This window comes from Labilibaculum euxinicum (genome assembly GCF_009795715.1).
GTDB lineage: Bacteria > Bacteroidota > Bacteroidia > Bacteroidales > Marinifilaceae > Labilibaculum > Labilibaculum euxinus.
Genome location: NZ_WTCR01000007.1, coordinates 83,408 through 104,532 on the forward strand (window position 1 = coordinate 83,408; position 21,125 = coordinate 104,532).

Sequence of the window (21,125 nt, forward strand, 5' to 3'; positions counted from 1 at the left end):
GATTATTCAATTGAGATATTGAAATGAGAAAAACGCGAATCATGAAACACATTTATCTTCTTCTTGTATCTGTTATAATACTTGCAGACTTTGCGAGCGCTCAAAATCCTAAAGTTGAAATTACGACGACACTAGGAACAATCAAATTGGAAATTTTCAAAGATAAAGCACCCATTACAGCCAATTACTTTTTGGAAAATGTGAACAACAATGTTTTTAAGGATGTTTGCTTTTACCGTGTGGTAAGAATGGATAACCAACCTAATAATGACATTAAAATTGAAGTCATTCAAGGCGGATTATTCTTCGATTCCATTGTAGATCAGAAGCCGACAATTGCACATGAAACAACAAAAGAAACCGGCATTTTACATACCGATGGTGTTATTTCCATGGCAAGAAATCAGCCGGGATCGGCCTCAACAGAATTTTTTATTTGTATCGGCGATCAACCCAATTTAGATTTTGAAGGAATGCGTAATCCGGACGGACAAGGTTTTGCCGCATTTGGTAAAGTGATCAAAGGAATGGACGTTGTCAAATTAATTCAACAACAAAAAGATGATGAACAAATGCTGGTTGAACGAATCGATATTTTATCAATAACCAGAGTACAGTAGACTTATACTAGCTGAAGTAATTCCCGGATGTTTTGAATTCCGGTTATTCCAACTGTTTTTATTTCTTCGTCGCTCACCAATTCGTGCTCCCAGGTTGTGTGAAATGGAACATGAACAGCCTTGCCACCAAGGTTCAATACGGGAATTATATCTGATTTTAAAGAATTTCCTACCATTAGAAACTCATTTACAGGAATATCAAGATGTTGAATCAACTTTTTATAGTCATCTTCCCTTTTATCACTCATCACCTCGATATGATGGAAATATTTTAGCAATCCTGATTTTTTCAATTTCCTTTCCTGATCGAGTAAATCGCCTTTGGTAGCAACAATCAACTTGTATTTTCCCTGCAGACTTTCCAGCACGTCAACAACACCATCAATTAATTCAATCGACTTGTTCATCTGCCGTTTTCCCAATTCAATAATTGACTGAATTTTTTCGGAACTAATATTTCCTTTGGTTATTTTCAAACTTGTTTCTATCATGGATAGAATAAAAGCCTTTGTTCCATATCCATACAGAGGAATATTGCCAATCTCCGTTGCAAATAATTCTTCGGTAACCTCCTCAAGGCTCATTCCATTTTTCATCAGATTACAAAACTCCATTTCAGATTCTCTGAAATAGGGTTCATTCACCCAAAGGGTATCGTCTGCATCAAATGCAATCACTTTTATTCCATTCATATTTATTTCTTTTGATAGAGCAAAGCTGCAAAAAGACTTTAAGAATACAAAAAAACTAAACTGCAAAAAACAGCTGCACATCACAATACATGCAAGCCACTCATTAGCAATTAAATTTGATTCTATTTTAGTATTTCCGTAATTTAAAAATACATATTATCAAAAAGCGCATAACCTATGGAAAAACGTACGTTATTTCAAGACCATCCATCGCAGTTCTATCTTATTGCAGCCAGAATTATCGGATTCCTGATTACAGGTATCTTCATGCTATTTATGGTGCCTGAATTTATTGCCTTATTAAGTAACGAAACAGCTGGCAATGAAGGATGGATATTACTCTTTTATCTACTTTCGATTGCCTACGGCTGTGGCTTTCTAATCTCTTTCTGGAAAGTTGGACTGGGTGGTTTACTGCTCGTAATCAGCAGCATTTTAATCACTCTTTACGCATTTATTGATTCCAATAGTTGGGCGGTTTTACTCCTGTTTATTCCCCTTTCCTTCTCCGGAATTTTATTTCTGATTTACTGGAAGAAAAAACAAAACAAATAGCGAGCAATATCCTGTCTACTTCACCAAAGACTTCTTAACTTTTTTTACCGAAATAATATTCTTCTGATTCAATGGAAGTGTATTGTCCCAACGATAGGCAACAAAAACGCCGTCATTAGCAATGCAGCCATCCACGCAGCATAAATTACTACGAACAACACCTGCTTTATCTCCCAAACAATAATGTCCAAAAAATACCGGATATTCATCTTCGGAGTAAAGTGGAATATCAAAGTAGAGTTGAGATGGAATGGTGTATTGGGGCAAGCGAAATCTGTTTCCAAATGAAATCTCATCAAAACTTTTCCCATTCATTGGCTCCCACCATTTAATCCGATAAGCTGAACGTTTAAAACCATAATCATCCTTCAGCACCAAATTATCAGGAAAAGCAAACTCTCTCCCTTTTAACAGAAGCATGGCAGCATCAAATACTTTGCCTCTTTCAAAATTTATTTTTCGTAAAAACTCCTTACTCAAACAATTTTCCGGGTTTTCCTTTTTCAGAAGCTCTATCGCTTCCTGATCCCAGCAAGCATGAACAACACGAAATCCGTCCAATTCTAAGTACAAAGGCAAAGACCGTAACCATTTCAGATAAAATTTTCGTTTCACCTTATCCAATTTAAACTCTTCGTAGGTCTTTTTAATTTGAGTTTTGTTTTTCAGATTATGCCCTTTTAAAAACAGACCATCATTATCTTTGGTATAATAAGTAAGTACATTCAGTTCGTGATTTCCCACTATAGCAAAAGCATTACCGGCAGTAACCATTTCCCGGATTATTCTGAGTGTCTCAAAAATATGGGGCCCCCGATCCACATAATCTCCAACAAAAACAGCTTTTCTTTCAGGATGAAAATATCCTTCCTCCCCTTCAATATAACCCAGACTAAGCAACATATGCTGCAATGTTGCAGCCTCACCATGAACATCTCCTATAATATCGTACACGCTTATCTTTATTTTTTATTCAAATCAAAAATATAAAAAAATCCTGAAAAGAAATTCTCAGGATTAAAATCATATCTATAAAGAAGAGACAAATTTATTAGAATTTGAACAAATCATTAACAACAATCTTTTTCTTGACTTCTTGATTTCCACTATAGAAAAACTCATTTGTTTTGCGATTGTAGGAATAATCCTTTCTCCAGTCTTCGAAATTCTCCACAATTTTCTCCAAACTATCAATAAAATACAAAACCTCTTTATTTGTTGTTGTAGGATGCAGAGACCAACGTACCCATCCTGGTTTGTGAGTTAAATCGCCTGATGTAATTTCACTTGTGATCGCATCAGACTGCTCCTGACTTACCTCCAACAGATAATGACCATAGGTTCCTGCACAGGCGCAACCGCCGCGTACTTGAATTCCAAAACGGTCATTCAACAGTTTTACCAAAAGGTTGTAATGAATGTACTCTACATAAAAAGACAGTATTCCCAAACGTGACTTGATATTTTCGGCAAGTACATGTACGTCTTTTACTGCTTTTAAACGGTCGAATGCCAAATTGAGAAGCTCTTCTTCTCTTGCTGCAATATTTTTAGTACCCATCTGATTTTTCACTTCAATTGCCAAAGCAATTCGAATTGACTGCAGAAATCCAGGCGTTCCGCCATCTTCACGGGCTTCAATACTATCAACATATTTGTATTTCCCCCATGGATTGGTCCAATCCACTGTTCCTCCGCCCGGATTATCGGGGACTTCGTTCTTGTATAGTTTTGAATCAAAAATCATTACTCCGGAAGAACCCGGACCGCCTAAAAATTTATGGGGTGAAAAGAAAATTCCATCCAATTTCTCCAATTCATCTTCAGGATGCATGTTAATATCGACGTAGGGTGCTGAAGCTGCAAAATCAATAAAACAAATTCCACCAAATTCGTGCATTATTTTAGCCATTTGATGAAAAGGAGTCGCAATACCGGTTACATTGGAGCAAGCAGTAAAGGATCCGATTTTCATTTTACGTTCCTTGTATTTCTCCAACTGATTTCTCAACTCGTTCAGATCAATAGTCAAATCATTTCCGGGAGGAATCACAACTACATCAACATTGGTTTCGTACCATGAAGTTTGATTGGAGTGATGCTCCATGTGAGTAATAAACACAACTGGTTTTTCTCTTTCTTTCTGACAAGCGTGTCGTCCTAAAATTCCACAACCTTTCAAACCTAAAATCCTCTGCAGCTTATTAATAACCGCAGTCATTCCGAAACCGGCATGAATAATTACATCATCAGAATCTGCATTTACATGCTTTTTAATCAACTCTTGAGCCCGACGATAGGATTGAGTCATTAAAGTGCCTGTTTCGTTCGTTTCAGTATGCGTGTTTGCTACATACGGACCAAATTCTTCCGCTATTTTCTTTTCTATAGGTGCATATAAGCGACCACTTGCAATCCAATCGCCGTAAATAATTCTTTGCTTTCCGAATGGGGAATAAAAACCGGCATCGTGACCAATCGTATTTTTACGAAACTTTTTAAAATATTTTTCCAGATTACTCATTTAGTTTAGGCTTATGTATGTTGTTGTTGTTTGTGTCGTAATTTATTAATTATCCTTTCTTTAAAGACAACTAAAACCCACTTTTGGGTGAAAAAGATTCAGAAAAAACATTTATTAATTTCATTCAATAAAACGAGTGGGAAATTAGATATTCTTCACACGAAAATCAAGGAGTTTTTGCAGGTTTTTAGCTATTTACATATTAAAGTAGCTGCACTAAAATACATTCACAATTTTTTAATACATACAGCTTGTTTAAAACGGGCTAATCAGCTATTTTTGAAACTCGTTAAAAATCAAGAGCATTCTTACAATATAGAAGTAAATGAAAACTATCATACAACTCTTTGAGAACAGCGTTGATCTGTTTGGTGAAAATCCTTTTTTGTGGGAGAAAACCAATTCAGACTATCAATCTGTTAGTTACCAATCACTATACGACGAGGTGCAGCTGTTTGCCGCCGGCTTGTTTTCTTTAGGGATTCAAAAAGCAGATCGAATCGGGCTTCTTTCCGAAGGGAGAAATGCATGGGTGCTGTCGGAGCTTGGGATTTTATTTTCCGGTGCAGTAAATGTTCCTTTATCGGTAAAGTTAGATGCTCAAAACGAACTTAAATTTCGCCTAAATCATTCGGAAGCCCGTATTGTGGTTGTTTCAAACAATCATCTCGAAAAAATCAGATCAATTAAAGACCAATTGGAAAATATTGAAACTATAATTGTTCTTGATAAAAATATTGAGCTTCAGGAGAAGGAAATTTCACTTTCTCAACTACTGAAAATGGGTGAAGAGTTATCTGAAAATGATAAATCCAAACTTAAAGAGATTCAAAAAAACATTGTGGCAGATGATGATGCAAACATCTCCTACACTTCCGGAACCACTGCCGATCCGAAAGGAATAATTCTTACACACAACAACTACGCGAGTAATGTGTATCAGGCATCGAATTTGATGGAAATTCCTGCCAGCTTTAAAACCTTGTTAATACTCCCTTGGGATCATTCATTTGCACACACGGCGGGAATTTACAGCTTCATGCTAAAAGGTGCTTCGATTGCTGCTGTTCAGCAAGGTAAATCGCCTATGGAGGCCTTAAAGAATATCCCCAATAATATCAAAGAAATTAAGCCCGACATTATTTTGAGTGTTCCTGCTCTGGCTAAAAATTTCAAAAAAAATATCGAAAAAGGAATTAAAGCCAAAGGCCCTAAGGCCGAGAAACTTTTTAATAAGGCTCTTGAAGTAGCCTACAAATACAATGATGCCGGCTGGAATAAAGGAAAAGGAACACGTATGTTTCTAAAGCCATTATACATGTTCTATGACAAAATACTTTTTTCGAAAGTGAGAGAAAATTTTGGAGGCAACTTAAAATTCTTTGTTGGCGGAGGTGCTCTATTAGACATTGAACTGCAGCGCTTCTTTTACGCAATTGGAATTCCTATGTATCAAGGTTATGGATTATCTGAAGCTTCGCCGATTATTTCTTCCAATGCCCACCACAATCATAAATTAGGATCATCGGGATTCATTGTTCCCAATATGGATTTAAAAATCTGCGACGACAATGGGAATACAGTTCCTGTTGGCGAAAAAGGCGAAATTGTGATCAAAGGCGGTAATGTAATGAAAGGCTACTGGAAAAACGATAAAGCCTCTGCTGAAACTCTTCGTGACGGCTGGTTGCATACCGGCGATATGGGCTATGTAGATCAGGATGGTTTTCTTTACGTTCTGGGTCGCTTCAAATCTCTTTTGATTGCCAATGATGGTGAAAAATTTAGCCCCGAAGGGATTGAAGAAGCATTTGTGGATCAATCTCCATTACTTGATCAGTGTTTACTTTATAACAACCAAAATCCTTATACCATTGCACTGGTGGTTCCCAATAAAGGAGCTGTTCTGGCTCGATTAAAACCACTCCATCTTACTTTAGAGTCGGAGGAAGGACAAACAGCAGCTTTGGAATTAATACAAAATGAGCTAAATGAGTATCGTCCGGGAGGAAATCACGAAGACATGTTTCCTCACAGATGGCTGCCAACAGCAATTGGAATTTTACCCGAAGCTTTTACCGAAGAAAATAAGTTGCTAAACTCTACCATGAAAGTGGTTCGCAGCAAAGTTATTGACTTTTTTAAAGAACAAATTGATTTTCTTTATACGCCGGAAGGGAAAGACTTATTTAATTCCAGAAACAAAGAAAACCTCAGGGATTTTTAAAAACAACACGACTATAAATTAATATCAAATTAACTATTTAAACTCATTACGAATAATATTTAATTAGTAGATTTGGTAAAATTTAAACAAAATAAAATGTTACAAACCAAGATCAACTTGAAACAAATTTTTGCCATTGCATTGCTGCTGATTTCCTTTAACAGCATTGCTCAACCCAGCAAAAGAGATTCTTACAAAAGTAAAGCGCCCAAGTATATTTTCTATTTTATAGGCGATGGTATGGGCTTATCGCAAACCAATGCGGCGGAAGCCTATTTGGGATCTTTGGAAAACGGCAACGGCATTAAAAAATTACAGTTGAGTACTCTTCCTAATCAAGGATTTTATACCACCTACGCACTCAACCGATTCATTACAGGTTCTGCAGCAGCAGGTACTGCACTGGCTACCGGACATAAAACTACAATTAACACCATTTCGATGGATGCACAAAGATTGCAGCCTTTAAAAACCATTGCTGAAATGGCAAAAGAAAAAGGCTATAAAGTAGGTATTGTATCTTCGGTTTCCATCGATCATGCTACGCCTGCCACCTTCTATGCTCATCAGCCTACCCGAAACATGTATTATAAAATCAGCCTTGATTTAAGTAAAAGTGATTTCAACTATTTTGCCGGCGGTGGATTTAAGCACCCCGAAGGTGATGGTAAAACAGACGAGAAATATTCCCTGTCGAATTTTGGGATGGGAGCAACTGAAGATATTGAAAATAAAGAACCTAACTCTATAAAAGTTGCTGAATCGAGAGGATATACTTTTGTAAATACGGTTCATGATTTTAAAAAGCTAAAAAAAGGAGATGATAAAATTATTGCTGTCGCCCCCAAATTAGCCGCAGGCTCTGCTCTTCCCTATTCAATAGATCAGAAAAACGGAGCGGATATTTCGTTGGCCGATTTTACCGAAAAAGGCATTCAGCTTTTAGATAACAGCAATGGCTTTTTCATGATGGTTGAAGGAGGAAAAATTGACTGGGCAAGTCATGCCAACGATGCTGCTTCGGTAATAAAAGAAGTATTACAATTTGATAAAGCTGTGGCAACAGCTATGGAATTCTACAATAAACATCCTGAAGAAACATTAATTCTTGTTTGCGGCGATCACGAAACAGGAGGTTTGGCATTGGGATTTGCCGGCAGTCATTACGACTCGTCTTTTAATTTACTTCAATACCAAAACTTATCTTACGAGGCTTTTTCAGATAAATTAGCTTTGTACAAACAAGAACATGCAGATAACTACAGCGTTGCTGATGGTCTGGACATGGTAAAAGAACATTTTGGTCTGGGTGATGCATCAAAAGGCCTTCAATTATCACCATTTGAAATGCAGCAATTGAAAGATGCCTTTGATAAAAGTATGACTTATGCTGATGAAATGACAAAGAATGATCAGTTCTATCTACTATACGGAAGTTACGATCCATTTACCGTAACTGCTTGCCATATTCTATCGCACAAAGCAGGTATCGGCTGGACATCTTATTCGCACACGGCTTCACCAATACCTATTCGCTCAATTGGTACCGGAGCAAGTTTATTTACTGGTTTTTTTGACAATACCGACATTCCTAAAAACCTGATGAAACTGATTGAAAACAAATAAAATCTGAAATATATATGAAACGCCCTGCAGCTTAGCAGGGCGTTTTTTTATCAAGCCTAAAAGTCCTTGGTTATTTCACCTTTCAACCATTCAAGACTCCTCAAGACTTTCAACTTTTTAATACCTTTACAACTATGTTCAAATTCCAGCTTCCTCAAAAATCAGATCTTATATTGGTTGGTTTGCTTCTCATTTTAAGTACCGTTATACTATATCTTCCCACTGGATTTTCTGAAAATAATTATGAAAATTCAGAACGTGTAAAAGCCTTGGTTTTAGCAACAGATAATTCTCTTGTTGTGGAAACCGGAATTCTAAAAACAGGATCGCAAACAGTTCAGATAAAAATATTAAACGGGAAATTCAAAGGAAAAGAACTGACTGCCTTTAATCAGTTGATTGGAAGAATGGAATTCGATAAATATTTTTTTCCCGGTGATAAAACACTCACGGTTCTTAATTTTAATCAGGATAAATCTGAAATAATCAGCGCCAATGTAATCGATCACTACAGAATTAATCTGGAAGCTTTCTTACTTGGATTATTTGTTCTATTCCTGATTTCTTTTGCAGGATGGACCGGTGTAAAGGCAATGCTTTCGTTTCTTTTTGCCGGAATCACTATTTGGAAATTACTATTGCCCGGATTACTTAAAGGTTATGCCCCAATCCCTCTCTCGCTGGGTATCGTTGCTTTGCTTACCTCTGTAATCATCTTTTTGGTAGCCGGAACCAATAGAAAAGGGCTTGTGGCCTTTTTCGGTGCCATGAGTGGTATCGCTGTCACCTGCATCATGGCCATACTTTTTGGAAAACTATTCAATATTCATGGTGCCATTAAACCGTTTTCCGAAACCTTGCTCTATTCGGGCTATTCATACCTAAACTTAACGGAAATTTTTCTGGCCGGGATTTTCATCTCTTCATCAGGAGCCGTAATGGATATTTCTATGGACATTGCTGCTTCGCAGGCTGAGGTGTACCAACAAAACAACAACATTACAGCCAAACAGTTGCGAAAATCAGGTTTCTCGGTAGGAAAAGCCGTTGTAGGAACAATGACAACAACTCTGCTTCTTGCCTATTCAGGCGGATTTTCAGCTTTATTAATGGTATTTATTGCACAAGGAACCCCAATGATCAATATCCTGAACCTAAATTACGTTTCAGGTGAAATACTGCACACATTGGTCGGTAGTTTTGGATTGGTGCTTGTTGCTCCTTTTACCGCAATTATTGGTGCTTGGGTATTTACAAGAAAAAAACAAGAGACCATTTCTCTCAAATAAAAAACAGTCTCTTAACGAATCAATTTCTATTACACTGCTTTGTATAACTCATTAAATTCAAAGGTTGGAGAAAACTTTTATTACTTTGAAATACTTATGGATTCTATATTGAAGCGAAGTACTTCAATTTAAATGCATAATTACTAGTTTAGCAGGATTTTGATGTTAATTTCTACATCGGATCGCATGCAGGAATAGTTCCATTTACAGGAGTATCATCAATACAGGCTCCACCTCGGCAACAAAAACCGGAAGGGCATTCTCCCGCAGGTCCACACGATTTTAAAACTGGCTGTCCACCACTAATTTTTCTTTGTTCCACTCTACTTAAAATCTTAACGCCATGAATATTTACTAAATTTTGCATATGTAATTTATCTTTTAATTATGCCTTGGCACTTTAAAGACACCCAAGACTCTAGTCTCGATTATCTATATTTAATTATATTCTAAAAATTCATAATGTTTTTTTATTCGCCTCTAAATTACTTTAATCCTATTTTTTTGACGTTTCATCATAATTACTTACCAATTTACAACAATATTAGAATATACCAAAAATATAATTGTCATCATTATACGATATTCACCAATAGCCAAATTGAAGACTTACACATCCAAATTATGTTTCCTGCAAAAATATTAGTATTGCACAAGGAACCCCGATGATCAATATCCTGAACCTAAATTACGTTTCAGGTGAAATACTGCACACATTGGTCGGTTGTTTTGGATTGGTGCTTGTTGCTCCTTTTACCGCAATTATTGGTGCCTGGGTATTTACACGAAAACAAAGAACAACCCATTAGCTTTAAAACCCGGCCTGATCTTAAGCATAAACATTCTAAATTCAATTTCCCTTTAATTTCACGAGCAGGTATTAGTCATTAATCCTTACTTTTAGCCTTCCACAAATTTATTCGGGAAAGGAGTATCATTGATGATGCTGAATTCGCCTAAACATATTTTTTATGAGTATCCAAATCCTAGAAGTTCAAAATCAAAATCAACGCAAAGCATTCGTTAACTTTCCCTTTAAATTGTATAAAAATAATGAATTTTGGGTACCTCCTTTTAAAGCAGGCGAACTGGAACTCTTACTGCCCGAAAAGAATCCTGCTTTTGATTTTTGCAAGGCTAAATTTTGGCTGGCTTACAAAAATGGAAAAATCGCAGGCCGAATTGGTGCCATTGTAAACCACTTGTGTATCGAAAAACAAGGTGAGAAAATTGGACGAATTACCCGAATGGAATTTGTTGACAGCCATGAAGTCTCAGAAAAACTTTTTGCAGTGGCTGAAGAATGGCTAAAAAGTGAAGGCATGATTGGCGTGAGCGGACCGCTGGGGTTTTCAAACTTAGATCATGCCGGTTTGTTGATTGAAGGACATGAATGGCTTCCTTCCATGGCTTCCGATTATCATTTTGCTTACTATCAAAACCATTTTGAAAGATTGACCTATGAGAAGGAAATTGACTGGTTGGAATTCAGAATCAGTCTGCCGGAAGAAACGCCGGAAAAAGCAAGCCGGGTTGCCGAACTAATCAAAAAAAGATATGGTTTGCAAACCGTAAACTTCACAACAAAAAAAGAGCTGGAACCCTACAAAGAAAAAATATTTAAGGTTTTTAATGATGCCTTCTCCGATTTGTTTGGCTCTATTAAACTCCCCGAAAAGTTAATCCGTTTCTACATTTCAAAATACTTTCCCATTCTGAATCCCCGATACGTTAAAATCATTTTAAACAAAGAAGATAAATTGGTTGGATTCATTATTGCTTTGCCTTCCTTATCGAAAGCCCTGCAAAAAGCCAAGGGCAAATTATTACCATTCGGATGGTGGCATCTTAAAAAGGCACTCGAACACCCTACCGAAATGGATTTGATGCTGACTGGTGTAGATCACGACTGCCAAAAACTGGGATTCGTATCCATATTGATGAATGAATTGCTAAAAACATCAAATAGTGACGGACTAAAATTTGCTGAAACAACTGGAATGCTTGAGAACAATCATGTAGCTATTCAACTTTGGAAATCATTCGATCACATTCAGCACAAACGCAAACGCTGCTACCGCAAAATGTTTTCTTATAAAAAACAATAAATTATGAATAATTTATCCGTACTAAACAAGCAATCTACCAGACAAGAAGTTTTGGATGAGCTTGTAAAATTATTTACTCCTTATGCCCGAAATCTTTTGGGCTCAGGAGCCGATTTTAGTTATATGAACATGTATGCCGATAATTTCCGCGATCAGTTACTAAATCAGACCAGCCTTTCAGAATATGACATCTATACGATTTTAAACGAAGCTTGTGATCTTAGCTGGAGAAATCAAGTGAATCAGTAAAAAAGCAAAACTGTGAGCTTCGCTTGCCAATTTACTAATCGTTTATTTTTGATTGTTTCACAAAAAAATCAAGCTTCTTTGTTTTCACCTCATCAAGGCATTTGATTTTTACATGGCGGCGATATTTACCATTTCCTTCCAGCAGCTTTTCAGGATCCTGAAATAAGAATCCATTACCAAACTCAAAAGAAACATGATTCTTATATACGAACACACCTCCAAAATCGTCGTTAAGAGAAAACAGGATGCCACCATACATCATTCGTTCCTTAACATCCGGAAAATTCTCAAAAACAATCTTACGCAACTCAAGTAAAATCTGATGTTTTATAGGATCACTTGCTCCTGTTTTGTCTATAAATTCCTGAACTCCTTTATCTACTGACTTTTCCATTTGCGCATTGTTATTTTCATTTACTTCTTACTGCTCAGAACCTGATACAAGCTGTTTTTTATCCTTCCTAAAAATACTGACAAGCAGGATACTTACTCCTATACCACTTAAAAAACCCGAAAGAAAATCAGTAATTTCTTCGTCGATAATAACAATCTTGCCTTGGAAATAAAAATGATAAGTTACTCCTGCCACAAGGCAGAGAAATGCGATTGTAATTTTGATTTTATTTGTCATGATTAAGTTTGTTGGAATAAGGTTAATTTGTTTTATAAGCTATAATCTACTTGCTTATATTCTTACGTATAATTGGTTGGATCTTAAAACCATTTCTTTCTTTTAAAATAGACTAATGGAATAATAAAACTCAGAATTAACCCCAGAACAGTAAATGGATATCCGAAATCCCATTCCAACTCCGGCATGTATTTAAAATTCATTCCATATACACCTGCAATTAAAGTAGGCAGTGATATGCATACAGTAATGATGGTAAGAATTTTAAAAATCTTATTTTGTTCCAATTCTATCTTCGAATTTATATTCCCATGCAAATCATCCAATCTATTAAAATTGTATTGCAAATAATCTGCTATTACTCTAAGATCGCTTAATTCTTCACTAATTTTAATGGATGTGTGGTTCTTATTTTTATAGCTCTTTTTTAAAAGAAGAAGAATCCTTTGGAACTCGGAAAGGGATTCCCGAATAAGAAGATTATTGAACCTTAATTCGGCAATGTAATCCAAGTCATTTTCCTTGAATTGTTTCGATTTGAGCGTATTTTGGAAAAGGTCTCTGATTTTTTTTGAAATCAGCTCGACAATATCAGCATAGTAATCGGAGATTACCCCTATTTGAAAAATGAAAAGTTGATGATAGGTGTCAACTTTTGTGTTCTCAAAATTATAAATAGATTGTGTTAATTGATTCAAGCTATCTTCTATATCGGGTGAAAGAAATGTAAATACAATTTCGTTTTTAATCAGAATGGAAATGTCTTTTTCCTCAAAAAAATCACTGGAAGAATAGCTTGGAATCGTAAAGTTTAAAGACAACTGGTCAGGAGAATCGATATAATGGGAACTTATTTCGATATCCTCTTTTTTACTGAAAGAAGTTAAATCGAGATCAAACTTTTCAGAAATCAGTTCCAAATCTGAATTCCTAAAATCAATAAACCGGATACTGAATATATTGTCTGGTAAATAATCAATTTCATCAATCAATTTATATTTCTGTATCTCATTATTCTTATAATAGATCTCAATCATATTCTCTTATTTATAGTACAGCTAACAGTAATTTGTCTAAAACCCTAAATCAATTGCAATCAAGTTTTTTTTTTTGAGTCTGATTGTCTTGCTGAAATTTATTGGGGTCCCGATACCTAAGGTAGAATATAGAGCAACAACACCCATTCCCGTTTCACAAACCCAAATCTAGCAAATTATAATCAATAGTTCGACGCTGTTCATAAAGTTTAGAACAGCAACAAGGTATTGAATGGAAAATTGAAGAGATCACTCTTCTTGATTCAAGCGTAAATAGATTCATGCAAGTAATTCTTCTTCGGAACTGCGCTTATTAGGACGAACGCGAGTAACTCTTCTTCGGCATTGTGCATTTCAACCAATGCAAGTGATTCCTCTTCGGAATTGAGCAACTAAAGGACAATTTGGCAGATTTCTGATTGGATTTGAACGCGTTGCTGCAAAATTGAACGATTTCTGATATGAAAAGATCTATTTCACGGCAAATGTGGGTGTTTCTGATGTGAAATGGGCAATTTGAAGGCAAATGTGGTCTATTTCTCATCGGCGACATTCAATTCGGCACCAAATCGGCTGTTAACTGATAAGAGAAGGCCTAATTGAATGCAATTTTGACCGCTTTTTGGCCTTTTCCATCCAGTAAAAACATTGAGAAATGAGAAAATCAATCGTTCCCATTGAGATGGCGTGTAATTCAGCACAAAAACCGACTTTGCATGTGAGTCAGGACCGAAATAAGAGACACCGTCTATTATTTTGGTGAGTTACGCCATACAATGCAACAGCTACTGTTTGACTTTTCAATTATCAAGACACCCCTCTCCCTGTCGGGATCTCCCTTCAAGATGTGAGAACCAGTAAATTGGCTTATTCTTGACTGTTGGACTTTCCAGACAACGTAAGGGATAAAAACCACTGACGGGCTTTTGCCTTTCTCCTTGGAACTTACTTCCCTTCCCACTCCTGATAAAACTGATTAAGATACTCCTGCATAAAAGCATGGCGTTTTTCGGCCATCGCTTTACCTGCATTTGTGTTCATTCTATCTTTTAACAAAAGCAATTTTTCGTAGAAGTGATTGATGGTTGGAGCATCACTATTCTTATATTCCTCTTTGCTCATATTTAGGTTGGGAGAAATGCCTGGGTTGTATATTTCGCGGTTTTTGTGTCCGCCATAGTTAAAGGTTCGGGCAATGCCTATGGCGCCAATGGCATCCATTCGGTCGGCATCCTGCACCACATCCAACTCCAGAGATTTGAATTTTTGTGCTTCCTTGCCCCCTTTAAACGAGATGTTGTTAATGATGTTCTCTACATGAAGAATGGTTTGCTCATCCACCGAAAGGGAAGAAAGAAATTCTCTGGCTAAACGCGGGCCAATTTCCTCATCTCCCCCATTAAATTTCGAATCAGCAATGTCGTGAAGCAAAGCACCCAGCTCTACCACAAACAAATCTACCTTTTCTGTCTTAGCCAACTCTTTTGCCGATTTCCAAACCCGATAGATGTGCCACCAATCGTGCCCGCCTTCAGCATCGGCAAGTGTTTGTTTTACAAATTCAACGGTTCTGCCTATAATGTGTTCCTTATTCATCTTTGTCAATTTTACCAATACGGTTCTAAGCTTTCAATCCTCCTATTATTCTCGAAACGATTCCTTTTTTACTCGTAACTTCCTCAATTAAAACCCCAGCCAAATGAATTGCGATAAAAGGAATCAAGTAATAATTAGAAAGTACATGTATTCCTTCCATTGATTTTTTCAAACTTTTCGGTCCCCATTCTATAAAAACCCCGGTAACTAATGAAATCAAGACACATACATAAAAAATGATATACGTCCATTTTTGAATTTTCTCTTTTACTGATAAATTTTTATCCTGTGGATTTTGAATTTTCATTTGTCCAAAGAATGGAATCGTGAAACGAACCGCAAATAATCCAACCAATACATAACCAATGTACAAATGCCAATTCCACATTGGCTGTCGTATTTGTTTTGCTAAACGAATGAGCTGGTCATGCGATAAAGACAGATCAATACTCACCAAATAATTTTGTATAATATCTGCCACATTATTTTTATTCAACCAAGTTGATCTCAAAAATATAGTGGCTAACAACAGCAAAAAAGAAACTGCTATTGCCCAATGAATAATTCGGTAAATTTTAGAATATTCTTTATTTTCCATGGTATTTTTTTTATGATATTCGTATTACAGCCCTACTTTTTAATCAATTTATTAACTGGTTTTGGGCTTCAACTTGTTCTTCAATTATCTTTCGACAAAGATTTTTCGCAAATTCCTCATCCTGATACAATTCATGTTCCTGATCCGGAATCAAATTAAGATCCAATTCCAAATCCCTAAACCACTCCACGTCAGGCTTGTATCGATCGTTGGCTCCGAAATAAAGGACACACTTACAGTCCGGCTTTTCCTTTTCATATCTCAACCGAGTTGATGAGATGGCATAAAGGGTGGAGATATTAAGACTTTTCAACCCGGCTTTCCAGGCAATTACCCCTCCTACACTAAAGGCAAGAACAATAATGGTCTCTTTCTCCTGCAGACCAAGTTTGTACACTCCACGATCAATTCCTCCGTTTACAAACCGGGCATGAATCAGTCCTTCCGAATTATCCGACAAATCAAGATCAACCAACATACGGGAATCGAAGTATTCTATTTCGAAGTGTGGATTCAATATCTTTTGATAAGAATGCATCCATACCGCCTCTTCAAATCCCCACAAATCCGATAATATGATAAGCCGTTTCTTCATGTTGAAGTTTATTTTTCAAAGGCTGAAAGATAGGGAAAAATGTATTGTGGAAGAATAAGAAAAAGTTAAAAATAATGCTCGTTTTGATGATGTATTTGCAGAACAAAACACCTCAGCCCTCACCCCTTTTTCTAAAAGTGAAGGAGAGTTTTTAATTTGCGATGATTTGGAGATGTGTTCTCTTCTCATTCATAAGAAAGACAGGTTGAGGTATCCCGAAGATGCGATTTTCAATAAAAATTCCTCAACTTTGCTTTTCTTAAACCAGCCTTATGCTCGATAAAAAACTGCAAATTTCAAACAAGCCAGCACTTGATCAATTGTTTCTAAAAGAACAAATTGAGGCTTTACGGAAAGAATTGGAATTCATCGAGCAAAAAACAATTGCTTTTGAAACCCTGCTACGCACCAGTTTGGCTGATGAATTAATTGAGGAGCAAGAATTGAGGATTATTTACAAAAAATTAAAACAAGCCAAAAAGGAAAAAAGGCTGGAACAAAAAAAGCACGGTAAGAATTACAAAGAACCAATCGGAATTAAGCCTATCAGCACGGCTGCAGTAAACAAAACTTCAAACAAGGAGGAACAAAAGGAAATTAAGCGCCTGTATCGGGAAGCTATGCTTCATGTTCATCCCGATAAATTTTCGATGAACGAAGAAAAAATTGATCTCGCTACAGAAGTAACCAGTAAACTAATCGATATTTACAGAGCTGGCAACCTGCATGAACTTCAACAATACCATGCGCATATTTTTAGTGGCAATGCTCTCAATCAGGAAATTGAAGTTCTTTCTAAGGGAACAAAAATAATCGTTCAGAATTCTTATCTGAAAAAAGAAAAAGAGCACTTGGAAGACTTGTTGTTTGCCGCCAAAAACAGACACACCTACAAAGTACTGACTGAATATCCTGATCCACTCCTTTTTGTTGAAGAATTAAGGGTTTATTATGCCGATAAAATTATCAAATTGCGAAAACGAACAAGAAAGGCTGTCTGAAAATGAAAAATCCCAACAGAACAATTGCTCTATTGGGATTTTCCTTCCAATCTTATTCCATATAGACACGCCATGGCATGTCCCTACAGTTAAAAAATTAATATCCGATACCTGCCGCCATAATGTTGTTAGGATCGAAAGCATGGCAAGGCGTTACACCGTGTACCATATCACATTTCGGACAATGTCCTTCGAATTCTTCCATTGTGAAGGTTTCTCTACAGCCATGGCATTCTATATCCAATGGCATTGGCATTAATTGCTGAGCAAACCCCATCATTCTTACTTTATCAACTACTTGTTGTCCGTTCTCGAAACTTCCTGCGCATCCGTCATGCATAATTTTATCCTCCTGTTTTTACAGATATGAAATTGGAGAAACGAATTCCCCAGTTTCAATATCCTATTTTATATTTTGATTCTTATTTCAAGAATTATCAGTAAACGAAATGAATATTGTAAATCATCTCAAATCTAATCTCTAACTTCTCAAATCTCTTTTAAAATCCTATATCTTCTTTTTTAATGATTTCGCCGTTACGAAGTCGGGTTCTCATGTTTTGAACTACAGCATCCATACGCTCTAAATCAACCAATAGATTTCTCTCATCATCGCTGGTCTCAACCACTTTGTGAATTCCACCATTCTTTATCACGATTCGCTTATCGCCCATTAAAGCCAACATCGGATCGTGAGTTGCCATCAGTACAATCTTTTCTTCGCCAATCAGCAAATCGAGTGCTTTTTTGCGGTCGATACCGGCATTCTCAATTTCATCAATCAAAATAATCGGCGACTTACTCAGAATGGCAGTATCAGCAATCATCAATGCTCTCGATTGTCCGCCACTCAAACTTGTAATAGGAGTGGTTAACTCAAACTTTTCTCCGGCAAGCTTATTTGCTTCTTCAATTATCTTGGCAATAAGACCTTCAACATCCTCAACCAATCTACTTTGTGCATGTAATTCTAAAAACTCATAAACAGATAGATCCATTACAAAGTTCATATTCTGCGAAAGCTGTGCAACCAATTTATTTCCTGAACTTACCCGCCATTTTTTGTCTCCCATTTCTTCATTCACCAAAATGGTTCGTGAAGTCGGAGTATCATTTTGTGCTACCCATTCAATATCAGCAAGCAATCTACTTTTACCCGATCCGGTTGGTCCAACAATACAAACAATCTCGCTTTTGCTGATCTTTAATTCTCCAAACTGCTCTGCTTCACCAGATTTATTGGTTCCGGGAAGAATGGTAATGCTATGAACTCCGTCATCTACATCTTCACCCAAAAACTCCAACATTTGAGAAATATAAATAGTCATCGAATTCAAAAGCTGATCTCTATCAATGGCTCTGTTTTCAGCTTCTTCCTCATCATCTAAAAACTTCAGATAATCGATTAACTTTTCGTTGATCTGTCCATTAACCTGCAATGTATTTTCTTCGAAAAACCCCGGGAGAAATGGATATTGCTCGAATAAATCGGCAATTGTTTTTTGTTGTATATCTTGAACTGTGATCATGTTTCTGCTTTTGTAATTGTTATATCGCTTTCAACAAGCCTCTTCCCTTAAAAAGGGAGCAAGTCCTTATTTTGCTTTCGCATCTTCGAATCGATATCTTCCCTTTCAGGGGAAGTGCCGACAGGCGAAGGGGTGGACTCAACTTGGCGCTTTCAGCTATTACTACTTTACTTTTCGCCCTTCTTGTCGCTCATATCAATCTTTCTCACATTACCCATTTGGTAACTTTCTCCAATTCTGGTTTCGCCCAAACAGTATGAACAAAGTGCTGATGGCATTGAGAATCGTAATTTTTCGCCCACCAATGTCTTTATTTCAACTTTTTCATCATAAAGCAAAGTGCTTAATTCATAAGCTCCCTGACCCGTTAATCCATTTATGTGCATAATGCTTGCTCCAGGATTCACCTGATTTACTCTCGATGCAAACACTTCTCTTTCAGCCTGTGATACAATATCTCCTTTTGTAATAATCACAATATCGGAACTCTTTAACATCGGACCAATTTTCTTTGGGGTGTTAATTCCACTTAAGTTATCGATAACACAAACAGCCGTAATACTTTTTACATAGGGCGAACAACGATTACACAATCCTGCACTTTCCGTGATCAGTAAATCGAGTCCTTCCTTAATTCCCCACTGAGTTACCTCTTCAATATTACTTACAAAATAATGATCCGGACAAAGTGAACCTGACAATCCCTTTTTCACCTTCACGCCAGCCTTTTCGTACAAAATATCATCATCTGTATATAGACAGTCAAATTTTACCACACCAACTTCTAATCCTCTCTTCTTTAACGAATCAATGGTCTTTAAAATCACCGCTGTTTTTCCTGATGAAGGAGGTCCTGAAACTGTAACTAAGTTCATATCTGATTATTTTAAAATCTGCAATTTTAGTAATACTACTTCTGAGGCATATAATTCAACGGTCCCAAATTAGCAAACGATTCATCCTGAATGGACTTATTAAAAATGCGCTCACATTTCTTTATTAAAGCACCAATATCGTTACTGTTAATGTAATCCCAACCCAACCACATAAATTTATTCTCTGCAGGTAATCGGTTATCCACTTCAGGATTAATACTTGGAAACAAACCTTGATGTGAAAGAATCTCTCCTACCGCTTTCGAGGCAAAGAAATCAATAACAGGCTGCGTTTTCTCCAATTTATCTTTCTTGGTCAACATGAAAATAGGACTGATAATAGCTCCGTCTTCAGGCCAAACAGCAACCATTGGACCGCCAACTTTCACCATTTTGGTAAAGAAGTAAGGCATAATTGTAATAGCTGGTCGTACGTTCTTTTTGGTATGAGACTTCACCATTTGTGCAGGATGCATACTCTCCAATAAACAAGCTCCTAAGCCTCTTACTCCTTCTTCGCCGTATGTCTTGTAAATGTGTAGCAACATCGAATTGAATAAATCAAAATCGCTGATTGGCAAACTTACACTGCGCTTAAATTCCGGCTTAAAAATATCAGCCCATGTGCGTGGAATCGGACGATCTCCTAATTCTGCGGTATTTACCAAAAAAACAGCAGGTACTACACCAATCATTGAATAATGTCCTTCCGGATCTTGCAAACAAATCTCATCATTGTCAAAATCCTTGTTCAAACGCTTAAAACCAGTACTGTCTTTAAAAACACCCTGCTTCTTAAATTTCCCCATCAATTTATCATCGAAGAATAAATCAAAACCTGCTGAAATAAAAATATCTGCTAAATTATCTGTGTTCTCCTGATTGATTACATCATCGATTAACCAATCCAATCCCATCGAAGCAGCTTTCAAGTCATAAATAATCTCATTTTCATGATTCTTTTCATATTCATCAATAAAAGCATCAATACCTTCAACCAAAGGAATACGAACCGGACAAGGCAACAACCCTTGCACATGAATAGAATCTGATTTTTGTACTTTGCTATTTTGATTCAAATCACCATCCACCGAATTTCTATTTCCATCAATTCCTTCTATTAATAAGGTAGAAAAAGTATCCACATTTAATTTTTTCATCTTCAAAGCCAATTCCAAAGAAAGAGATTTACCAAAGACCGCTCTCTTCGCCTCATCCTCCAATTGCTTGAATCCATTTGAAACAAAAATTTTAATTGTTTCAGGGTACTTAGTACAAATATCAAGCAAACTATCCGTGGTCTTAAAATATTGATTCTTCATTTCGAAACAGAATTTAAATGATTTCTTGATACAAATGTATAACCGATCCAT

The 21,125-nt window shown here is 36.6% G+C and carries 23 protein-coding genes; 9 read left to right on the top strand and 14 right to left on the bottom strand.

The genetic code is table 11. The features are described 5' to 3' along the window. Positions 1–41 precede the first annotated feature (41 nt). A complete protein-coding gene (locus tag GQR60_RS10855) occupies positions 42–620 on the top strand; it encodes a peptidylprolyl isomerase (protein WP_124992943.1) in 579 nt (192 codons plus the stop codon). A 2-nt stretch (positions 621–622) separates the two neighbouring features. On the opposite strand, the gene GQR60_RS10860 is transcribed toward GQR60_RS10855, so the two are convergent. After that, on the bottom strand, positions 623–1,312 hold the full coding sequence (locus GQR60_RS10860; protein ID WP_124992944.1) for an HAD family hydrolase: 690 nt from the start codon (positions 1,310–1,312) through the stop codon (positions 623–625). A 177-nt stretch (positions 1,313–1,489) separates the two neighbouring features. Here GQR60_RS10860 and GQR60_RS10865 point away from each other — a divergent pair, with 177 nt between their 5' ends. Beyond that, positions 1,490–1,867, top strand: coding sequence for a DUF7670 domain-containing protein (locus GQR60_RS10865; protein ID WP_124992945.1), 378 nt, complete (start codon positions 1,490–1,492; stop codon positions 1,865–1,867). 15 nt (positions 1,868–1,882) lie between these two features. Here GQR60_RS10865 and GQR60_RS10870 read toward each other — a convergent pair whose 3' ends face one another. Both GQR60_RS10870 and GQR60_RS10875 read right to left on the bottom strand, forming a co-directional pair. After that, positions 1,883–2,821, bottom strand: a complete 939-nt coding sequence (locus GQR60_RS10870) for a metallophosphoesterase (RefSeq protein WP_124992946.1) — start codon at positions 2,819–2,821, stop codon at positions 1,883–1,885. 97 nt (positions 2,822–2,918) lie between these two features. Then, positions 2,919–4,391, bottom strand: coding sequence for an aminotransferase class V-fold PLP-dependent enzyme (locus GQR60_RS10875; RefSeq protein ID WP_124992947.1), 1,473 nt, complete (start codon positions 4,389–4,391; stop codon positions 2,919–2,921). Positions 4,392–4,716: 325 nt separating this feature from the next. On the opposite strand from GQR60_RS10875, the gene GQR60_RS10880 reads away from it, so the two are divergent. The 3 genes from GQR60_RS10880 to GQR60_RS10890 all read left to right on the top strand — a co-directional run bounded on the left by GQR60_RS10880 (position 4,717) and on the right by GQR60_RS10890 (position 9,533). After that, positions 4,717–6,618: an AMP-dependent synthetase/ligase gene (locus GQR60_RS10880; RefSeq protein WP_124992948.1), complete on the top strand. Its 1,902-nt coding sequence runs from the start codon at positions 4,717–4,719 to the stop codon at positions 6,616–6,618. A 96-nt stretch (positions 6,619–6,714) separates the two neighbouring features. Next, positions 6,715–8,244, top strand: coding sequence for an alkaline phosphatase (locus tag GQR60_RS10885; RefSeq protein ID WP_124992949.1), 1,530 nt, complete (start codon positions 6,715–6,717; stop codon positions 8,242–8,244). 134 nt (positions 8,245–8,378) lie between these two features. Continuing rightward, entirely contained in the window at positions 8,379–9,533 is a 1,155-nt protein-coding gene (locus GQR60_RS10890) for a YibE/F family protein (RefSeq protein WP_124992950.1), read from the top strand. 172 nt (positions 9,534–9,705) lie between these two features. Here the strand turns inward: GQR60_RS10890 and GQR60_RS10895 are convergent, their stop codons facing one another. After that, on the bottom strand, positions 9,706–9,900 hold the full coding sequence (locus GQR60_RS10895) for a hypothetical protein (RefSeq protein WP_124992951.1): 195 nt from the start codon (positions 9,898–9,900) through the stop codon (positions 9,706–9,708). A 280-nt stretch (positions 9,901–10,180) separates the two neighbouring features. Here GQR60_RS10895 and GQR60_RS10900 point away from each other — a divergent pair, with 280 nt between their 5' ends. From GQR60_RS10900 to GQR60_RS10910, 3 genes are all read left to right on the top strand, one after another. After that, a complete protein-coding gene (locus tag GQR60_RS10900; RefSeq protein ID WP_317163667.1) occupies positions 10,181–10,342 on the top strand; it encodes a YibE/F family protein in 162 nt (53 codons plus the stop codon). A gap of 162 nt (positions 10,343–10,504) precedes the next feature. Beyond that, complete coding sequence (locus GQR60_RS10905) at positions 10,505–11,641, top strand: hypothetical protein (protein WP_124992953.1); 1,137 nt, start codon at positions 10,505–10,507, stop codon at positions 11,639–11,641. A gap of 3 nt (positions 11,642–11,644) precedes the next feature. Continuing rightward, positions 11,645–11,890, top strand: a complete 246-nt coding sequence (locus GQR60_RS10910) for a hypothetical protein (RefSeq protein ID WP_124992954.1) — start codon at positions 11,645–11,647, stop codon at positions 11,888–11,890. A gap of 34 nt (positions 11,891–11,924) precedes the next feature. Here GQR60_RS10910 and GQR60_RS10915 read toward each other — a convergent pair whose 3' ends face one another. From GQR60_RS10915 to GQR60_RS10940, 6 genes are all read right to left on the bottom strand, one after another. Further along, positions 11,925–12,284, bottom strand: a complete 360-nt coding sequence (locus GQR60_RS10915; protein WP_124992955.1) for a DUF1801 domain-containing protein — start codon at positions 12,282–12,284, stop codon at positions 11,925–11,927. A gap of 27 nt (positions 12,285–12,311) precedes the next feature. Beyond that, positions 12,312–12,521 (bottom strand): hypothetical protein, encoded by a 210-nt coding sequence (locus GQR60_RS10920; protein WP_124992956.1) that lies wholly within the window; start codon positions 12,519–12,521, stop codon positions 12,312–12,314. 83 nt (positions 12,522–12,604) lie between these two features. Next, entirely contained in the window at positions 12,605–13,558 is a 954-nt protein-coding gene (locus GQR60_RS10925) for a CorA family divalent cation transporter (protein WP_124992957.1), read from the bottom strand. 945 nt (positions 13,559–14,503) lie between these two features. After that, a complete protein-coding gene (locus GQR60_RS10930) occupies positions 14,504–15,154 on the bottom strand; it encodes an HD domain-containing protein (protein WP_124992958.1) in 651 nt (216 codons plus the stop codon). Between the two features lie 25 nt (positions 15,155–15,179). After that, on the bottom strand, positions 15,180–15,752 hold the full coding sequence (locus tag GQR60_RS10935; protein ID WP_124992959.1) for a cytochrome b/b6 domain-containing protein: 573 nt from the start codon (positions 15,750–15,752) through the stop codon (positions 15,180–15,182). A 43-nt stretch (positions 15,753–15,795) separates the two neighbouring features. Then, on the bottom strand, positions 15,796–16,347 hold the full coding sequence (locus GQR60_RS10940) for an alpha/beta hydrolase (RefSeq protein ID WP_124992960.1): 552 nt from the start codon (positions 16,345–16,347) through the stop codon (positions 15,796–15,798). 272 nt (positions 16,348–16,619) lie between these two features. On the opposite strand from GQR60_RS10940, the gene GQR60_RS10945 reads away from it, so the two are divergent. Continuing rightward, the gene (locus tag GQR60_RS10945) at positions 16,620–17,348 is read left to right on the top strand and encodes a J domain-containing protein (RefSeq protein WP_124992961.1); all 729 of its coding nucleotides are present in this window, start codon (positions 16,620–16,622) and stop codon (positions 17,346–17,348) included. 97 nt (positions 17,349–17,445) lie between these two features. Here GQR60_RS10945 and GQR60_RS10950 read toward each other — a convergent pair whose 3' ends face one another. The 4 genes from GQR60_RS10950 to GQR60_RS10965 all read right to left on the bottom strand — a co-directional run bounded on the left by GQR60_RS10950 (position 17,446) and on the right by GQR60_RS10965 (position 21,074). Further along, a complete protein-coding gene (locus GQR60_RS10950) occupies positions 17,446–17,688 on the bottom strand; it encodes a hypothetical protein (RefSeq protein ID WP_124992962.1) in 243 nt (80 codons plus the stop codon). Positions 17,689–17,848: 160 nt separating this feature from the next. After that, positions 17,849–18,877, bottom strand: a complete 1,029-nt coding sequence (locus tag GQR60_RS10955) for an ATP-binding cassette domain-containing protein (protein ID WP_124992963.1) — start codon at positions 18,875–18,877, stop codon at positions 17,849–17,851. A 167-nt stretch (positions 18,878–19,044) separates the two neighbouring features. Continuing rightward, a complete protein-coding gene (locus tag GQR60_RS10960; protein ID WP_124992964.1) occupies positions 19,045–19,752 on the bottom strand; it encodes a GTP-binding protein in 708 nt (235 codons plus the stop codon). 35 nt (positions 19,753–19,787) lie between these two features. Beyond that, the gene (locus GQR60_RS10965) at positions 19,788–21,074 is read right to left on the bottom strand and encodes an ABC transporter substrate-binding protein (RefSeq protein ID WP_124992965.1); all 1,287 of its coding nucleotides are present in this window, start codon (positions 21,072–21,074) and stop codon (positions 19,788–19,790) included. Positions 21,075–21,125 lie beyond the last annotated feature (51 nt).